Below are 17,812 nucleotides of genomic sequence, written 5' to 3'. Positions count from 1 at the left end.
TATTATAACCGATTCTACCCTTCATTACATTGTAAATTATTGCAAAATTAATATAAAATTTATGAATATGGAAGATTCCTAATTTACGATAATCATTTTTATGGTATCATGTACCTATTCTATTTTACATAAAAAGAAATATAGGGGGGTGGGTAAACTGTCTTTAAGCGGGAATATTACTCATATATTAAACGGAACGTTGGAATCGGTTAAAAGTGTAATCCCAATGCCACTTGTAGTCGGACAACCTTCACTTATGACAGCACCGTTGGAACAAACCGAGATTGGAGTTTTAATAGGGATGGTTGGTCATGTAAGAGGTCGGTTGGTTTTAGAAAGCGCAGCCAAGACATTCGGGGCTATTGGGGAAGCAATGTTCGGCATGCCTTTAGAAGGTGAAATGCTTCAATCATTCACAGGTGAGCTTGGAAATATGCTTGCAGGTAAGCTTTGCACAATCGTGGCCTCACATGGAGTGGATATAGATATTACTCCTCCAACGGTAATGGTTGGTTCCTCCAAATTATATGGATTTGATCGTGCTTTTCGCGTACCTGTGGCAATTGAAGGAAAAGGCGAAATTCATATTATCCTAATGCTGGAAACGAAATAGAAAAGCGGAAGCGCCCGTTTAGCGACGAGCGCTTCGACTGAACCTTTATCATATAATGGGCAGGTGTTTCACTAGCGAATCGGTTTATTTTTTTTCAATTTTTGTTCTGCCTCTGATTTGAATTTTTTCAAATTCAGCACAAAATCGCGATTCTAATATAGCTATTTCTCCATCTAAAACTAATGGTTTATGTTTTTCTAAAATATCTATTTTTCCTTTAATTTTTAATATGGCTAAAAAAAGACATTCTATTAGATAGAATGTCTCAAATCATCTTTATTCGATTTCTCAATATGTTCATTTCCATCAACAATGACATCTAATTTGCCTGTTTCTGGATCAATAATTAACCCATGTACTGGAACATCCTTTGGAAAAAGCGGGTGATTCCTTATACTGTATACAGATTCTTCAACACTTTCCGCACCATTAGTAAAACCTTTGAGCCAATTATCAATGTCAATACCTGCATGACGTAGAATGTCAATTTTCTCTCTCGAAATACCGCTTAATATGGACTTGTCCAAAATTTGATTTGCGGACAATCCTGTCATCCCACAATCATGATGTGCTACTACGAAAACTTCCTTAGCGTTTAATGAATAAACAGCAACGAGAATACTTCTCATAATACTTCCGAATGGGTGAGAGACAAGAGCCCCGGCGTTTTTAATAATTTTCGCATCCCCATGACCCACATTCATTGCTTTCGGCAATAAGTCAGTCAACCTCGTATCCATACAAGTCAAAATAACCATATTCTTATCTGGATATTTAGTTGTTTTAAACTGTTCATACTCTTTGTTGTTCACAAATTGTTCATTATGGGAAAGAACTTCCTGTAAACGATTCATAACCATGACCCCCTAGATGTTTTTTAATTTTATTATTTTGATGCATGTTTCTTCCAAAGAATAACATTTTCTCTAAATAAAATCCAAAAGCAAATGATATTTTCCAACTATGGAATGAACATTTTTGAACACTGTCTTCACATTATGTTCACATTTTTCAAAACAAAAACCCTTATGCATCAAGGTTAAAGTAATTTTCACTATTTCAATAGTAATTATACTACTTATGAACATTTTGTGAAAAGTAAAAAAATGTGATGGATTCGATTTATTTCTTTTGTAATATAAAAGCATACAGAAGGTTCACTTTTTACACTAAAATGTTTTAAAACTTAAGATCAATCGAAGGGAAGTGATTCTATGGCGAAACCAGAGCTACATCGTAAAACTGAGGTAGAAGATAGCAATTCTTTAAAAGGAACCCTACTATCTGTAGGAATACTTGGACTTATTCTTGTTGGTACTTGGCTTGGTGTTTTTAATCTATTCTTACAACGTTAATCACACAATTTGAAAGGAGTTTCAGAATCCATGCACATTCATAAGTATGAAAAGATTTGGTTGCTATTTGGTATTATATCATTACTCGCATTCACAGTCACAATTGGAGTTAGTGCATTCTACATGGGTAATCAACCACCAAGCTGTCTTGTAACGGTCGACCCTACTAAACTTGATACAACTGCTCCATTTGATCAACCCGGTCTAAAGCAGGTTGGAGAAAAAGATTATGAATTAGTTATAGTTGCTTCAGCATTTAACTATGACGTAGGTCCTGAAAAGGTAATTCAAGTTCCTGTTGGATCTAAAATAAACTTTATTGGTACTACGAAGGATGTAATCCATGGTTTTGAAGTAGCTGGTACAAACGCAAACATGATGCTTGAACCCGGCTATATTAACACAGTTGAAACAACTTTTAATAAACCTGGTAAATACACAATCGTATGTAATGAATATTGTGGTTTAGGACATCACTTAATGTTCGCAACTGTGGAGGTGGTTGAATAATGAAAGGTGTTGCAAGTATCGATAAACGAGATGCAAAACTTACAATGGCGCATCTTTACGTTGCATTTGTAGCTTTATTTTTGGGTGCTACCGCTGGTCTACTTCAAACTTTAGTTCGTTCAGGTAAGGTAACATTACCAGCTGGAATTAATTATTATCAAGTATTAACTGTTCACGGTGTTTTATTAGGTCTCGTATTAACTACTTTCTTTATTATCGGTTTTATCATAGCGGGACAAAGTAAAGTTTGTGGAACACTATCAGCTGGCGAACGTCGCTTTGGTTGGATCGGTTACTGGATGATGACAATCGGTGTTGCCATCACTGCAACATTCATATTGCTTGGTGAGGGTTCTGTTCTTTACACAATGTACGCACCATTAATGGCACATCCATTACACTATACCGGTCTTACACTAGTAGTTGTAGGTAGCTGGGTAGAAGGATTTGTTGTATTCCACCGTCACGCACGTTGGAAAAAAGAAAATCCTGGTCAAACAACACCATTATTAAGCTTCATGGGTGTTGCAACATTGATTCTTTGGTTAGTAGCTTGTCTTGGTTTAGCAACAACTGTTTTAGTACAAATTATTCCTTGGTCTATCGGACTTGTACCAACAATCGATGTTTTAATTAGCCGTACTTTATTCTGGTACTTCGGTCACCCATTAGTTTATTTCTGGTTAATGCCGGCATATATGGCATGGTACGTAATTATTCCTAAAATTATTGGCGGTAAAATCTTTAGTGACTCTTTAGCACGTCTCTCATTTGTATTATTCTTGTTATTCTCAATGCCAGTTGGATTCCACCATCAATTATTAGAGCCAGGTATTGATCCATTCTGGAAATACTTACAAGTAGTATTAACATATTTAGTAGTTATACCTTCATTAATGACTGCATTCTCTTTATTCGCAACATTTGAATTACGCGGTCGCGAATTAGGAGCAACAGGTATTTTTGGTTGGTGGAAAAAGCTTCCATGGAAAGATGCTCGTTTCTTAGCTCCATTCCTGGGCATGTTATTATTCATTCCTGGTGGTGCCGGTGGTATCGTTAACGCATCCCACCAAATGAACCAAGTTGTCCATAATACGATCTGGATTACTGGACACTTCCATTTAACAGTTGCATCAGCTTGTGCTTTAACATTCTTTGGTATCACATTCTGGATGGTTCCTTCTATTACTGGACGTAAGTTGACAGAAAAAATGAATAAAGTAGCTCTAGCTCAAACTTGGTTATGGACGATTGGTATGGTATTTATGTCTGCATCAATGCACGCAGCAGGCTTATTCGGAGCACCACGTCGTTCAGCGTTCTCAACATATGCTGGTAACGAAGATTCCCTAGCTTGGATTCCTTACCAAATTGCTCAAGCTGTAGGTGGTACTATTCTTTTCCTAGGTGCTTTATTAATGGTCGTAATCTTTATTAACTTAGCATTCTTTGCACCTAAAGGTGAAGAAGAATTCCCTATCGGAGAAGTACACGAAAAAGCTGAAAAAGTTCCTGCTATCTTTGATAATTTTAAAGTATGGATCGCAGTTACATTTACACTAATCTTATTCGCTTACACCATTCCATTTATTGATATGATCCAAAACGCACCTCCAGGATCTCCTGGTTTCACTAACGTAATTGGACGTCAATAAAAACAATTATGGAAAATTATATAATATTCTATCAAAAATTACAATCCCCTTGTTATAGTACAAGGGGATCATTTTTTTAAAGATCATATATTTTTGCGTATTTTTCTTCAAGGTATTGTATTAAATAATTGGAATTTAATCCCTCACCTGTTACATCCTTGACAATTTCTAAAGGTTTTTTTATTTTTCCGTACTGATGTATATTTTCTGCTAACCATTCTTTTATCAGTACTAAATTTCCAGCCTTCAACAGATCACCTAAGTTTGGTAAATCTTTTAACAGGGCTGCTCTAAATTGCGCTGCATATATATAACCTAGTGCATAGGATGGAAAATAGCCGAAGCTTCCACCGGCCCAATGAACGTCCTGTAAGACCCCTTCCCCATCATGTTTAGGAGTAACCCCAAGATATTCTTCCATCTTTTGATTCCAGATCACCGGTAAATCCTTTACCTCTATTTCATCATTAAATAAGCCCTTTTCAATTTCATAACGAACCATGACATGGAGCGGATAAGTCAGTTCATCTGCTTCAATTCTTATTAATGATGGTTTTGACTCATTGATTCCTTTGTAAAAATCATCAATAGCAACATTGTCAAATTGTCCATTTGAATAAGCTTTTAATTTTTCATAGAAGTAAACCCAGAAATTATAGTCCCTGGCAATATAATTTTCCCAGAACAACGATTGAGATTCATGAATTCCCATCGATGTCCCTTCGCATAATGGTGTCCCAATTAAATCTTTAGATATATTTTGCTCATACAGGGCATGGCCACCTTCATGAATGGTTCCGAAAACAGCAACTCTAAAATCATTTTCAACATATTTTGTTGTCACTCTCACGTCACCTGGATTTAAGGTAATTTCAAATGGGTGAACAGTTTCATCAAGCCGCCCCGCTTCAAAGTCATACCCCATCTGCTTCAAGACATCTATACTGAAAGCTTTTTGTTCCGCTTTAGGAAATGTCTTAAATAAAAAGTCCGTCTTTGGCTGATTTTGTGATTCTGAAATTTTCCGTACAAGCGGTACAATTTTCTCTCGTAGTTTGCCGAAGGTCTCATCTAAAATTGCCACAGTTACACCAGGTTCATACTGATCCAATAATATATCGTATTTATTTCCACCCTCCTTAGGTGGTCCCCAGTAACCAATAAATTTCTTATTAAATTCAACCAGCTTTTCTAAATAAGGGCGAAACATTTCAAAATCTGCTTTTTCCTTTGCTTCCTCCCATACTGATTCAGCTTTTGATTGAAGAATGACATATTCCTTATATTCCTCTTTTGGAATTTTCGTGTTGTGCTCATAATCCTTTTTGCACTCTTCCACCGTTTTTTTCGTTATTTCAGAAAGGTCTTTCACTTTCTCTAAGGTATCAATGTAATTCTTCATTTCTTCGGATACAGACATTTGAAATACTTCCTGCGAAATCATCCCGACGACTTCAGAGCGTTGCTCGATTCCTTTTTTTGGCGCCCCTGTTCTCATATCCCAGAAAATTAACGACAAGGCTTCATTATAGGCAGACATTTTTTTTACATATTCTAAAAACTCGGATTCCGCTTTTTGAATTGATTGTTCCATTAACAATCCCCCTTACTTTATTCAACTATATATATTCTACATTTGTAGGTAATACTCCTAGTACTTGTTCTACAACCTTTTGATCCCTTAATGGCATAAAGATTGTTACCATTCCACTGTCATGATGTGTCCTAATCAAACGGCCGACACCCTGTCTTAAACGCAAAAGCATATAGGGGATGTCCATATCCCAAAAGGGATCTTCAACCGTTTTTCGTTTTGAATCGAATACTGGATCATTCGGTGGAAATGGCAAGGACCAAATGATTACATTTTTAAGTGAGGGACCAGGGATATCAAGTCCTTCCCACAAATGAACCGAACAAAGGACTGCTTTTTCATCGTTTTGAAATTTAGAGACAAGGTCACTTATTTCTTGATCTCCTTCAAATAATACCGGCCATTCTACCTTAATATTAGATAGGTATTTTTTAAATCCTTGCAAATCTTCCTTTGAATTAAAAAGGACGATGGCTCGACCACCGGTCTGATTAATTTGATGAATCGTCAACTGGCACTTTTCATCATGTGAAAGCTTTTCCTCATTATTTGGAACATAAATCTTCATTTGATCATCATAATCAAATGGAGAGTCTACTGAAAAAGAAAGATATTCCTGAATCCCTAAACTATCCGCCATATAATGAAAACTTTCATTTTCCGAAAGAGTCGCAGATGAAAAAATATAGGGCTGCTTTTTCGAAAATAAGTTTTCCTTTAGTGTTTCTTTTACAGCCCTTGGCATAATCACAAGTGTAAGATGATAATGCTCCTCCTGCACCCAGGCAATGCCATGAGCTGAATTTAGGAATAAATGTAAGGCATATTCTGCTCTTTCAATATGTTCATCTACAATATGTAATAAATAATGATCAATCGTATAGGTTTCACTTTCAAAAACAAGTTCATCAGCTAAATTTGCCAGGAGATTTTTTAAAGACCGTGCTTCTTTTTCAAGCTTATCTGTAAAAATAATTTCTTTTCGAATTGAACCTTCTACACTAATAATACTTTTACGTAATTCTTCAAAAAATACGACACTTTGATCAATCGTAGCTTCAATTAGTAAAGCAAATTGTTCGCGAACATCATTTTCAAGTAATCTAGTTAAAATATCTTCCATGATATTTTCTTTCAATCTGTAGGTTAAAGCTTTTTGAGCAGCAAATTCCAAAAGATGCCCTTCATCAAAAATAACGGAACTGCTTTCCGGTAGTAACGGCAGCTGTCCTTCCCGTTTTCTTGAATCATGAGTCCATATATGCTCCATATAAAAATCATGGGAACAAACAATGATGTCAGTCGTTTTTCGATAATAATCTCTCGATAATGTTTGCCCGCAACGGTGACGGCTTTCGCAGGCGAAACAATCTTTGAATGGATCCCAGGCCACCTCTTCCCACTCATTATCGTTTAAATGTGCATAGTCTTTACGATCTCCATAGTGATAGAAGGATTTCATTCCTTTTGTATCAAATACAAACGAGGGGAGTGATTGATGGATTCGATCATACAATCCATCCGAATCATTTAACAATGCTCCATCCAGTTTTTGTAGACATAAATACTGATCAGGAGATTTAGCCAACCGCACATCAATAGATAAACCTAAGTGCTGTTCAAGTTTTTTGATATCTCCCTCTTCTTTGACAAGCTGTTCGATTAATGTTTCATCTGCACAAGCAATAATTGCCGGTTTTCCGGTATAACGTGCATAACAAATAGCATACAGCAGGTAAACAAGCGTTTTCCCAGTACCTACTCCAGCCTCCGCAAACATCACTTTTTTCTCTTTAAAAGCACGTTCAAGTTGAAAGGCCATAAAAACTTGCTCATCACGAAGTTCAAAACCGGCCTCAGGCAGAATTTCATAAAAAACATCGCCAATCCAATCACTTAGTTTTTGATAAAAATTTTCTGTTTTGGAAAAGGCAAATGGAATACGTTCAATTGACTTCAAAATATTTCCTCCGTTAACAATGACTTCTTTGTTACTATATCATTTCCATTATGAGCATGTCTTTCTCCAAATATCCTTTTATGCTAGGAAGAACAATCTAGCATAAAATTGTTATTAAATGTAAATACTTTTTCTAACATAACTATTGGAGGTTCAATTATAATGGAGATACTCGTTCTCATTGGAAAAGATATTGCAATAACAATCGCTGGGATGGCAGTTTTCACAATGTTTTTTTCCTTCTTGGCTTACACTTACGTAAATATGTTAAGATGACGAATGACCAAATCGCGGTTGATTTGGTCATTTTAATTTGATCATTTCTTTTGTGGGCGCTTGCCCCAATATTGATAATAATTTGTTTGAATAAAGCCATTAAATAGCTTTCTTTTCTTTGTTGCATCTTTTCCGTATAATTTTTCAAAATCCGGATGCGAGGTTAACATGTAGACGGACCAGGTATCATATGGCTCAAAAGCTTTTCCCATTTCTCTGTACATGTGTTCCACTTCTTCTTTTTCCCCAAGCCGTTCTCCATACGGAGGGTTGCCAACGATGACCCCGTACTCTTTCTTTGTTGTGAAATCTTTAACTTGCATTTGTTTAAAATTAATAATATCACCAAAACCCGCTTCTAGAGCATTCCCTTTTGCGATTTCAATCATTCTGTGATCAATATCTGAGCCGGAAATATCTAGAGCTTGATCATATTTGGCTAAATCCTCCGCTTCTTCGAAGGCTTTATCCCAATCTTCCTGACGAATCCAGTGCCAATTCTGTGAGACAAATTCACGGTTAAAACCCGGTGCAATATTTTGACCAATGAGCGCTGCTTCTATTGGGATTGTTCCGGAACCACAGAAAGGGTCCACAAACGGACGATCTGGATGCCAGTTGGTTAACAGGACGAGGGTGGCTGCCAATGTCTCTTTAAGGGGCGCAATCCCCTGTTCTGCACGGTATCCACGTTTATGCAATCCTACCCCACTCGTATCAATTGTTAATGTTGCTATATCTTTTAATAAAGCAACCTCTATACGAAATAATGGCCCATTTTCCTCAAACCAGGTCGTACGCTTATAGTGATCTTTTAAATTTTCAACCACTGCTTTTTTAACGATCGCTTGACAATCGGAAATACTAAAAAGTTTAGATTTATGCGATTTCCCAATAACCGGAAATTCTCCATTTTCGGGCAGAATATCCCCCCAAGGTAATGCTTTAGTTTTTTCGAACAGCTCATCAAACGTAGTTGCTTTAAACTCGCCCACTTTTAATTTGATGCGGTCTGCTGTTCTAAGCCAAAGATTCGTGCGGCAAATCGCTGATTCATCAGCTTCAATTGTCACTTTTCCATTATCAACGGTAACATTTTCATATCCTAAATCTCTTACTTCCTTTGCTACTAGTGCTTCAATTCCCATGGCTGCTGTTGCTATTAACGTTATTTTACTCATCGTATTTGCTCCTAAAAAAAGCCCCCTCTAACATCAGTCTTTTAGAAAGAGCTTTTTCACATTTTCATATGTACTTTTAATCAAATAATTTACTACCGAAAACATGCTTCTCTAAATTCGATAGACGTTTTAAAATATCATAATTTGTATTGCCGGTACCAACACTGCTAGCTGGCGGAGTTGTACCTTTTCTATGATTTTCCTCAAGCTGCTTTTTTAATCGGAGATTCTCTTGTTGAAGGGTTTCGATCTCCTGATGAAAGACTTCATAATCTTTAATTATTAAATCAAGGAATTGGTCGACTTCATCCTTGTTATATCCTTTAATACCACTTTTAAAATCTTTTTCTAATATTTCTTTAGCCGTTAATTTTACTTTATCTGAAAGCATGAATATTCACCTCTATATTATACCCCTACTATATTATTTTCTTCTATTTTTTCAAAATATGTGTAAAATGTCAATGGGACTGTTGTCACTAGCATCACCAATATTCTCCATCTTCCATCTGTTCTTCTTCCGCTAAAACCTGTATATCATACGGTGTAATTGATTTAATATGAAAAGTTTCGTCTTTCTCTTGTTTCTTCCTTGCTATTTCAAGAATATATTTCGGTGACCCTGGCGTATCTTCATCATATAATATTAATAACCCATTGCTTTTATTGATAAAAAATTGGTTTTTCATTCGAAACTGTGATGGGTTCTCATACGGTCTCTTTGTTAAACTATCAACAAAATCTGCCTGGGCAAGGATAAATTGATAATATTCCTGCTTTTCCTCTTTCCAGTTTGCTTCCTGTTCTAAAAACGGAGTGATAATTGCTAGTTTTAAATCAGGAAAATCTTCCTGTAACTCTATCGTAACCTCTGCCGCCCAGAGCTCTACGCCAAGTTGACCGCTGACAAGGACCCATTCCAGTGCTTCATTTTCTATTAATTGAATGATGTTCTTTTTTAATGCTTTTTTAATATATTCTACTCCAGGGTGCCGAATATCATTAAATATTCCTATTTCATGGGGCTTGTAGCCTGTAACAGTATAAATACTCAAACGCAAAACCTACCTTTGACTTTTTGCAAATAAAGAGGAATCGGTCTAATACTACGACCAATTCCTTTTTATTATACTACTTACGGTCTAAAAAATGGATTTAAGCGAGGAGCTAACATCATTTCTGGTGCCATACCCATGCCCGGTCCTGGTACCATGCCTGGTGCAAAGCCGGGTGCCACGCCTGGTGCAAAGCCAGGTGCCATGCCTGGCGCAAAGCCAGGTGCCATGCCTGGTGCAAAGCCAGGTGCCATGCCTGGCGCAAAGCCAGGTGCCACGCCTGGTGCAAAGCCATCAGCAAAGCCATCAGCAAAACCAGGTCCTACTCCCACACCTCCCATAGGTCCTGAACAGCAATCGAAATGCTGTTGAGCAACATCGCAAACTTGAGAAACTGTGTGCGGGCACGTGTGTACATGTTCAAATAACTTGTGGTTATGGAATGTTGTGTGTGTTGGATGAATATGAGGTACTTGGAACACCTCCAAATTATGAACATCGCAACATTTCGTTGGGTGTATAATTGGGCATAATACTTTAGGTCCACATTGCATATCTTCCAATCTCCTTTCTTTTTATCAGGTTCACTAATAACCTATGAAATCGAAAGGGTACATGTACTAATTGAAATACCTATTTTTATGAATTTATTTTTTCTTGCAGTCTTTCAATCCTTTTTAAAAATGCTGTTTTTTCCTGTCGTGCCGTAGTTCGTATAATTCTCTTTTTATTTTTCCAAGCATTATAGCTCATTGTTGCATAATATAACGCTTTTTCATAATCCTTGTGTTGGTGTTCATACAATTTAGAAAGTTCAGTAGCAATTTCGACATCAACTGCAGAATTGCTTTCTATTAATCTTGTCCAAATTTGCGAAGCTTTCTCATATCGCTTTTGCTTTTTATAAAGCCCGCCCAAGGCTTTCGCTGCATTATTTGCCACCTGATTTGGACTGTACGCAAGGTTTTCATACAGGCTGATTGCAAGGTTTATTTGTCCTACCGCTTCATACCAGCGAGCAATTTCATACTTTTCCTCCATGCTTGTGTGAATAGTCGGTATAATTAATAGTTTTTTTGCAATATGAATATATAACGTTATTAAAGATAAAACATCAATCTCATTATGGATAAATACACCTTCAAGTCCTTTTGGATTATGGTCCTTTAAAAAGTCAAAATAAAGCATAGGTGCCAAATACCCAGGAACATCGTGATCACGCTTAATATTTAATATTTCTTTTTCTACTATCGACAACCGGACAGATGGAAGATTATTTTTCCAAAGGCGCCTTGCCGCATGAAGCAAATCAAAATGACCAAAAGCCGGTAATTTGGGAACGGTATCCCGTAATAGGGTATGCCTTGTTTTGATCTGAGGCCAATCAAAAGCCTTGCCATTATAGGTTGTTAATTTCATCGACTGATAATCACCAATATCAGTTAAAAACCCTTGATACAAAGCAACCTCGTTGCTTGGGCTCGGTAAAAAATGCTGCTTTACAACAACATAATCAGAAAATACTTGGGCATAACCAATAAGGAATATAGTATTTCCAACCCCACCGCCAAGTCCCGTCGTCTCCGTGTCAAAAAACACCATTCTTGAAGGCTCTTCCTTTGAAAATGATAATGGATGTTCAACAGCCTTTTTCCCCCAAAGATCAACAACATCATAAAGTTCATTAAAACGATGGAAACCATGGAGATAATCCAGTGGGTAAGAAACTTCACGGATGATAGAATATTGATTGTCAAAATAAAAAGGTTTTGCTTGGAACTCAGTCCATTTTTCCCTATGAGGAATGTCTATTGTCTCTACTATCTTCATTTCAGAAAGGCTATCAATATTAGCAGCTTTATGATCCTCTTCTATGTTAACCATATGTTTTTTAAAGCGATTCAGCTTGTTTTTTAATGTCATTGTTGTTCACCCTGCTTTTACTCTATCAATCTCACTAGAATTATAACATATCGACAAAAATTAGATTGTTCTAGACAAAAAATGATAGTTTTTAATAATTTTTTTATTGATAATTTTCAGTTTATTGTGTAAAATAATAATAACCTCTAAATTCGGAATGTGGGGGTTAAGTGAAACCGGGTATTGTAAACGGTTACAATATATTGGAGGAGGTAGTATCAATGGATCATGATTGCTGTATTAATTGTGGTGAAGTATTATCTGTTATCGAAAGAAACAGGAGCGAATGTTTAGATTGCAGAGACAGAACTTCACCTACCCATTCAGATGATTTAACTGAGGAATAAATTTTGCCACTTAAGAGTTACCCCACTTATAACCTATTGAAATCGTAAAGTCATCGCTAATCCGTCACCAAATTTACCTTAGCTAAGTATTTTCTAGAAAGGAACTCCTATAATTCAAAAGTGAATTATAGGAGCATTCTCTTCTGTCCATCACGAAACAATTCAATAAGCTTTAATGACAATTGTTTTCCGTCTTCTCCAGTCGCTTCCATTCCCACACAGGATGGACAACCTGATTCACACCCACAATGACTGATAATTTGCTCTGCTTCAGCAAGCAATTCCTCCATAATCTCGTAAACTTTTTCACTTAATCCTACACCGCCAGGGTAGCGGTCATACAGGAAAATGGTCGGTTTTTCGGAATGTACGGCCTTCACCTGCGGTACAACATGGAGGTCAGAAGGATCACACATAACATGTAATGGGGCTACATGCCGCAATAAATTGGCGATCCCAATAAGCCCTTCTTCCAGTTTCTTATCAGTCAATTTATTTTTAATGCCTTCATTTAAACTGATCCATGCGGCATTTGTATGAAGCTCCTCTTCAGGAAGATGGATGGGCCCCGAGCCAATGTTTTCATGCGTGTCAAACTTAATCTTTTTAAAAACGGTCGCCATTGCTTGGACCGTGACTTCCCCATACGATACAGAGGCAAACTCTGTTTCCCGCTCCTTATCAACCTCTAACACCCGTAATTGTACAGCTAAATTAGCATCTGTATAATAATCAACATCAACTTCTCTGACGAAGGCTTTCTTTTCCTCCCAGTCTAGTTTTTCAACCTGGAACTGAACACCTTCATGCAAATAGATCGCTTCGTCATGTAATAAAGTCATGGCGCTAAAGCGGTCCATTTCACCGATGACCTTTACATGGGCTACATCGGATTGATCAATAATGACAACATTTTCCTGAGATGCTGAGCGGAGGCTGATATTATGAGCTGGAAATGATTGATTCATCCAAAACCACTTTCCATTATTAAAATGGAGAACTTGTTCTTCCGTTAAAAATTCAAGGATATCTTCAAGTTCTACTCCGTCAAAAGTGTCCCCTTTCTTAAATGGAAGCTCATAAGCTGCACATTTTAAATGATCGACTAAAATGATTAGATTATCAGGGTTAATCTGTGCTGTTTCCGGGCTACGGTTAAAAAAGTAATCTGGATGCCCGATAACATATTGATCAAGCGGTGCCTGGGATGCAACCATAAAAATTAGCGCTTCACCCTGTCTCCGACCAGCTCGACCTGCCTGCTGCCAGGCACTGGCAATTGTCCCAGGATAGCCAGTCATGATACAAACTTGAAGTTGACCAATATCAACGCCTAATTCAAGCGCATTTGTACTAACTACACCGTAAATATCACCATTTCGGAGACCATGTTCGATTTCACGCCGTTGTTTAGGAAGGTAGCCTCCCCTATAGCCACGGATTGACTTCGGTCCTAACTCCTTTTGGACAAGCCCTTGTAAATAAGTTAAGAGAATCTCAACACGGACTCGGCTCCGTGCAAAAACGATGGTCTGTATTTTATTTTTCAAAAATTCACTTGCAATCTTTCTGACTTCTAATGTTGCACTTCTTCTAATGTTTAATGGTTTGTTAACAACGGGTGGATTATAAAAAACAAAGTGCTTCTTGCCTGCTGGCGCTCCGTTTTTATCGATAAGAGTCACCTTCTCACCAGTTAATTTCTCCGCTAGCTCTTTCGGATTTGCAATCGTTGCGGAAGTACAGATAAAGATTGGATTGCTTCCATAAAATGCACAAATCCGCTTTAATCGTCTGATGACATTAGCCACATGGCTTCCAAACACACCACGATATATATGAAGTTCATCGATTACGATAAATTTCAGATTTTCAAATAATGCGACCCATTTCGTATGATGCGGCAAGATCGCAGAGTGAAGCATATCGGGATTTGTAATGACAATATGCCCGGCTTGGCGGACTTTTTGCCGAATATTCGAAGGTGTATCCCCATCGTATGTATAGCTATTAATGTTAATCCCAAGTGCCTCGATCAATTCATTTAATTCACTTTTCTGATCTTGGGCAAGGGCTTTTGTAGGAAAAATGTATAATGCTCTGCTGCTCGGATCATCTATTATTTGCTGCAGTACCGGCAGATTGTAGCAAAGCGTCTTTCCTGATGCTGTCGGCGTAACCGCCACAAAATTTTCTCTTTTTCTAGTAATATCAATGGCTTGCCCTTGGTGAGTATAAAGCTCTTTAACGCCTCTTGATTGCAAAGCTTCTTTAAGCCGAGAATCTATTGAAACAGGAAAAGGAACTGTTTGTGCCTCCCGTTCCGGAATTGTATGCCAGTTTACGATATTATTTGAATACTGTTCATCAGTTTGAATGTGTTCGATGATTTGTTGAAGATTTTTTCGAAATTGCATTATTATTCACCTCATTTGCTCTACCTCTATTTTAGCAAAAAAAGACTAACTAAAAGGAGTTTTCGATTCCTTTATTGTTAGTCTTTTTACTATGACTTCTCTTAATAAAGTTAAATTTTCGTAAACACAATTCCAAGTACTGCCGCAACAACACCAAATAATTGATATTTTTTTAGTTTTTCCTTAAAGACCCAACAGCCGCCAAGGACTACAATCAAACAGTTTAGACTAACAATTGGAAAGACAATGCTCGCAGTTCCAGTATTTAACGCGAAGAAATAGCTGCTATAACCAATCACACTTATTAAACCAACAAGTGCCCCGGTATTAGCCTCCCGCAGTATCCATTTCTCTTTCCCTACTAAACTATTAATTGCGAGATAGATACTTCCTCCCCCATACATGGAGATTAAAGTATTTAAAGAGTCAAAGTGCAAATAGGATGACGTTTTCATCAGAATTCCAAGGGCACCAAACGAAAAAATAGCCAAGATGATTCGTATAATCCATGATGAATATTGAATATTCCCGCCTGCCTTTGGTGAATATTGAATAACAATGGCAGAACCAAGCATCAATACAATGCCGACCCATTGCATCGGCGTAATATGTTCATGGAAAATAAGAGCCGCACTTAGAATTGGAAATAATGCATTCGTTCCAATCAAAGGGGACGTTAAGCTTGCCGGACCTTTTTCAAATGCTTTTGACATTTGAATATTCCCATTTGCATTTAAAATCCCTATCAATGCACCAAGACCAATGGTCAATAAGTTAAATTGGGCCATTCCGACGATCATCCCATAGCCTAGCGATAACAAAAACGCCACAAAATAAAAGAAGAACTGAATATGGACCTTAGAATATCCCTTTCCTGTACTCCATTTAAAAATAATGTTATTAAGCCCAAAGCAAATCATAGTTATAAATGCCGCTACAATCCACAAAGTGATCCTTCTCTCTATTTATTGTTTCTATTATTCTAATCCCGACACAATTATTTCACAATACTTTTTAACATATTTTATTATTTTTTAAGTTTTGATATTGATATACCAGTAATACCAGCAATAATCGTTAAAACAGGTGATAAAAGACAGAAAAACGCAAATATAGAGTACTCAATTGTAGGAACTCCTAAGACCCTTGTTAAAAAAATTCCACAGACGCTCCATGGGACTAGAGGATTAACAACAGTTCCCGCATCCTCTAATACCCGGGACAAATTCTTAGGATGAAGATTGATTTCTTTATAGGATTGAGCAAATGTGTTTCCTGGCAATAGGATAGAAAGGTATTGCTCCCCCATCAAAAAATTCACCCCGATTGAAGAAAGGGCTGTCGAGAAAATTAAAATAGAAGGTTTAATTAAGTACTTTTTAATACCATCTAATAGTGCTGATATAATACCCAGTTTTAATAGTAGCCCCCCCATTGAAAGGGCTAATAAAACTAAAGATATCGAAAACATCATACTCTCCATCCCACCTCTTGTTAAAAGAGAATCGATCTCTGCATTTCCGGTTTCAGACTTGAAGCCAAAGTATAAAAGAGACAATATCTTTTCTAAAGGAAAATTCGTCTGCACAAATGGAGTTAATATAAGTGCTGATAAAGTACTAGTTCCAAGAGTCACAATGGCGGATACTTTTTTCATGGATAAGACAGCAAGCAATATAAATGGAATAACTGAATACCAATGAACGAAATTCAACTCCAATAGCATTTCTTTCAGTTCGTCCATCTTGTCGATATTTGATATTTGTTTCCCCGGTGACAAAAATATAAATAAAACAAGAGATATGATAAACGCAGGAACGGTGGTCCACAGCATATTTTTAATATGTTCAAAAAGATCAACACCTACAACCATCGAACTAAGGGTCGTTGTATCCGATAATGGTGATAATTTATCCCCGAAAAAGGCACCAGAAACAACTGCACCTGCTGTTATCGCCAAAGATAAATCTAATGCAGTTGCTACGCTTATAAATGTAACTCCTAAAGTCGCCGCCGTTGTCAACGAGCTGCCAATAAATAGTCCAATAATTGAGGTTACCAAAAATACGATTGTATAAAAATATTGACTGCTATCCAAGCTGAGGGCAGCATAAATAAAGGTCGGTATCGTTCCGCCCGCAATCCAACTACTTATCAACATTCCAATAAAGAAAAATATAAAGACGGCCCCTATACCTGATTGCACACCGTTTGTCATACCTTTTTCTAAATCTTTGATAGACACTTTTTTTACAAGTCCATATGCTATTAACCCAATAATGGATAGGGTTATTGGAATATGGGGCACAACTCCAAGGCTAATCATGGAATAGCTAATAAAAACGAGTAATATAATAATAATAATTAAAGCTTCAAATGACTTCATTCTCAAAACAGGTATATCTTGCTGCATACATTTCCTCCTAGCCCACAAGCCATCGCTTAAACGCTTTTACGCGCTAAATAATTTTATCTTAATATATTATTCTAACAAAAATATGTCAAGGGAAATCTTTTACACTGAAATACGGATAAAATTGTAAAAGTTGGGTATTTTTAATACTATATAAGAAATGTAAGTTAATCAGGAGGAAGATTATCATCATGAACCTATCTAGTAACATGGAGTTTGAGATTAAAGGAAATTTTATGCCTAATCTACACAACTCTGAAAGGCTAAAAATATTAGAAGTATCACCAGAAAGTGTAGTTATTCAAATGCAAAATTCTAACAGTCGTGGCGTCTTTCCGTTGGACAACTTTCAATATTGGATTCGAAAAAATTCTCTCATTTATATATCTGACCATGACGAAAGAATGAATGGTACCGAAAATTAGAAAAGCGAAAGCGCACGTTTAGCGAAGTTTACGAGCCACTGGGCGCTGGAGCTGGACAATAAAACGGGCTGACTCCTAAAGTCAG

Annotated in this window: 17 protein-coding genes and 1 pseudogene; 6 read left to right on the top strand and 12 right to left on the bottom strand. The window is 37.0% G+C overall.

The genetic code is table 11. From position 1 onward, the window contains the following. The first annotated feature begins 157 nt into the window (after positions 1-157). Positions 158-613 carry a chemotaxis protein CheX gene (locus tag BAZO_RS10585; RefSeq protein ID WP_035197320.1) on the top strand — a complete coding sequence of 152 codons (456 nt, stop codon included), beginning with the start codon at positions 158-160 and terminating at the stop codon, positions 611-613. A gap of 251 nt (positions 614-864) precedes the next feature. Here the strand turns inward: BAZO_RS10585 and BAZO_RS10580 are convergent, their stop codons facing one another. Further along, positions 865-1,467, bottom strand: coding sequence for a beta-class carbonic anhydrase (locus BAZO_RS10580; RefSeq protein WP_003331471.1), 603 nt, complete (start codon positions 1,465-1,467; stop codon positions 865-867). A 360-nt stretch (positions 1,468-1,827) separates the two neighbouring features. On the opposite strand from BAZO_RS10580, the gene BAZO_RS22050 reads away from it, so the two are divergent. From BAZO_RS22050 to BAZO_RS10570, 3 genes are read left to right on the top strand one after another with little or no spacing between them, the layout of a single operon-like run. Next, on the top strand, positions 1,828-1,968 hold the full coding sequence (locus BAZO_RS22050) for a cytochrome c oxidase subunit 2A (protein WP_087946160.1): 141 nt from the start codon (positions 1,828-1,830) through the stop codon (positions 1,966-1,968). 30 nt (positions 1,969-1,998) lie between these two features. Beyond that, positions 1,999-2,478, top strand: coding sequence for a cytochrome c oxidase subunit II (locus BAZO_RS10575; protein ID WP_003331469.1), 480 nt, complete (start codon positions 1,999-2,001; stop codon positions 2,476-2,478). Beyond that, on the top strand, positions 2,478-4,136 hold the full coding sequence (locus tag BAZO_RS10570; RefSeq protein ID WP_003331468.1) for a b(o/a)3-type cytochrome-c oxidase subunit 1: 1,659 nt from the start codon (positions 2,478-2,480) through the stop codon (positions 4,134-4,136). The genes BAZO_RS10575 and BAZO_RS10570 overlap by 1 nt, the downstream gene beginning before the upstream one ends. A 76-nt stretch (positions 4,137-4,212) precedes the next feature. On the opposite strand, the gene BAZO_RS10565 is transcribed toward BAZO_RS10570, so the two are convergent. The 8 genes and pseudogenes from BAZO_RS10565 to BAZO_RS10535 form a co-directional block, all read right to left on the bottom strand. Beyond that, on the bottom strand, positions 4,213-5,730 hold the full coding sequence (locus tag BAZO_RS10565) for a carboxypeptidase M32 (RefSeq protein WP_003331467.1): 1,518 nt from the start codon (positions 5,728-5,730) through the stop codon (positions 4,213-4,215). Between the two features lie 25 nt (positions 5,731-5,755). Continuing rightward, positions 5,756-7,690, bottom strand: coding sequence for an ATP-dependent DNA helicase (locus BAZO_RS10560; RefSeq protein WP_003331466.1), 1,935 nt, complete (start codon positions 7,688-7,690; stop codon positions 5,756-5,758). A 317-nt stretch (positions 7,691-8,007) separates the two neighbouring features. After that, positions 8,008-9,147, bottom strand: coding sequence for a THUMP domain-containing class I SAM-dependent RNA methyltransferase (locus BAZO_RS10555; RefSeq protein WP_003331465.1), 1,140 nt, complete (start codon positions 9,145-9,147; stop codon positions 8,008-8,010). A 76-nt stretch (positions 9,148-9,223) separates the two neighbouring features. Continuing rightward, positions 9,224-9,538 carry a cell division regulator GpsB gene (gene gpsB / locus BAZO_RS10550; protein ID WP_003331464.1) on the bottom strand — a complete coding sequence of 105 codons (315 nt, stop codon included), beginning with the start codon at positions 9,536-9,538 and terminating at the stop codon, positions 9,224-9,226. A gap of 94 nt (positions 9,539-9,632) precedes the next feature. Next, on the bottom strand, positions 9,633-10,202 hold the full coding sequence (locus tag BAZO_RS10545; RefSeq protein ID WP_003331463.1) for an SLOG family protein: 570 nt from the start codon (positions 10,200-10,202) through the stop codon (positions 9,633-9,635). A gap of 80 nt (positions 10,203-10,282) precedes the next feature. Then, the gene (locus BAZO_RS23310) at positions 10,283-10,534 is read right to left on the bottom strand and encodes a hypothetical protein (RefSeq protein WP_003331462.1); all 252 of its coding nucleotides are present in this window, start codon (positions 10,532-10,534) and stop codon (positions 10,283-10,285) included. 3 nt (positions 10,535-10,537) lie between these two features. Next, positions 10,538-10,756: pseudogene (locus BAZO_RS23305) on the bottom strand (CotD family spore coat protein); the annotation flags it as partial. 85 nt (positions 10,757-10,841) lie between these two features. Continuing rightward, entirely contained in the window at positions 10,842-12,125 is a 1,284-nt protein-coding gene (locus tag BAZO_RS10535) for a ribonuclease H-like domain-containing protein (RefSeq protein ID WP_003331461.1), read from the bottom strand. 221 nt (positions 12,126-12,346) lie between these two features. Between BAZO_RS10535 and BAZO_RS23205 the strand changes: the two genes are divergently transcribed. Further along, a complete protein-coding gene (locus BAZO_RS23205; RefSeq protein WP_267880053.1) occupies positions 12,347-12,472 on the top strand; it encodes a hypothetical protein in 126 nt (41 codons plus the stop codon). A 125-nt stretch (positions 12,473-12,597) separates the two neighbouring features. On the opposite strand, the gene BAZO_RS10530 is transcribed toward BAZO_RS23205, so the two are convergent. The 3 genes from BAZO_RS10530 to nhaC all read right to left on the bottom strand — a co-directional run bounded on the left by BAZO_RS10530 (position 12,598) and on the right by nhaC (position 17,302). After that, positions 12,598-14,889 carry a DEAD/DEAH box helicase gene (locus BAZO_RS10530; RefSeq protein ID WP_003331460.1) on the bottom strand — a complete coding sequence of 764 codons (2,292 nt, stop codon included), beginning with the start codon at positions 14,887-14,889 and terminating at the stop codon, positions 12,598-12,600. A gap of 110 nt (positions 14,890-14,999) precedes the next feature. Continuing rightward, positions 15,000-15,836, bottom strand: a complete 837-nt coding sequence (locus BAZO_RS10525) for a DMT family transporter (protein ID WP_003331459.1) — start codon at positions 15,834-15,836, stop codon at positions 15,000-15,002. Positions 15,837-15,916: 80 nt separating this feature from the next. Further along, entirely contained in the window at positions 15,917-17,302 is a 1,386-nt protein-coding gene (nhaC, locus tag BAZO_RS10520; RefSeq protein ID WP_003331458.1) for a Na+/H+ antiporter NhaC, read from the bottom strand. Positions 17,303-17,493: 191 nt separating this feature from the next. Here nhaC and BAZO_RS10515 point away from each other — a divergent pair, with 191 nt between their 5' ends. Next, positions 17,494-17,727 (top strand): hypothetical protein, encoded by a 234-nt coding sequence (locus tag BAZO_RS10515; RefSeq protein WP_003331457.1) that lies wholly within the window; start codon positions 17,494-17,496, stop codon positions 17,725-17,727. The last annotated feature ends 85 nt before the right edge of the window (positions 17,728-17,812 follow it).

The organism is Schinkia azotoformans LMG 9581 (assembly GCF_000307855.1).
GTDB classification, from domain to species: Bacteria; Bacillota; Bacilli; order Bacillales; family Bacillaceae_J; genus Schinkia; species Schinkia azotoformans.
This window is presented reverse-complemented; position numbering and strand designations above follow the sequence as displayed.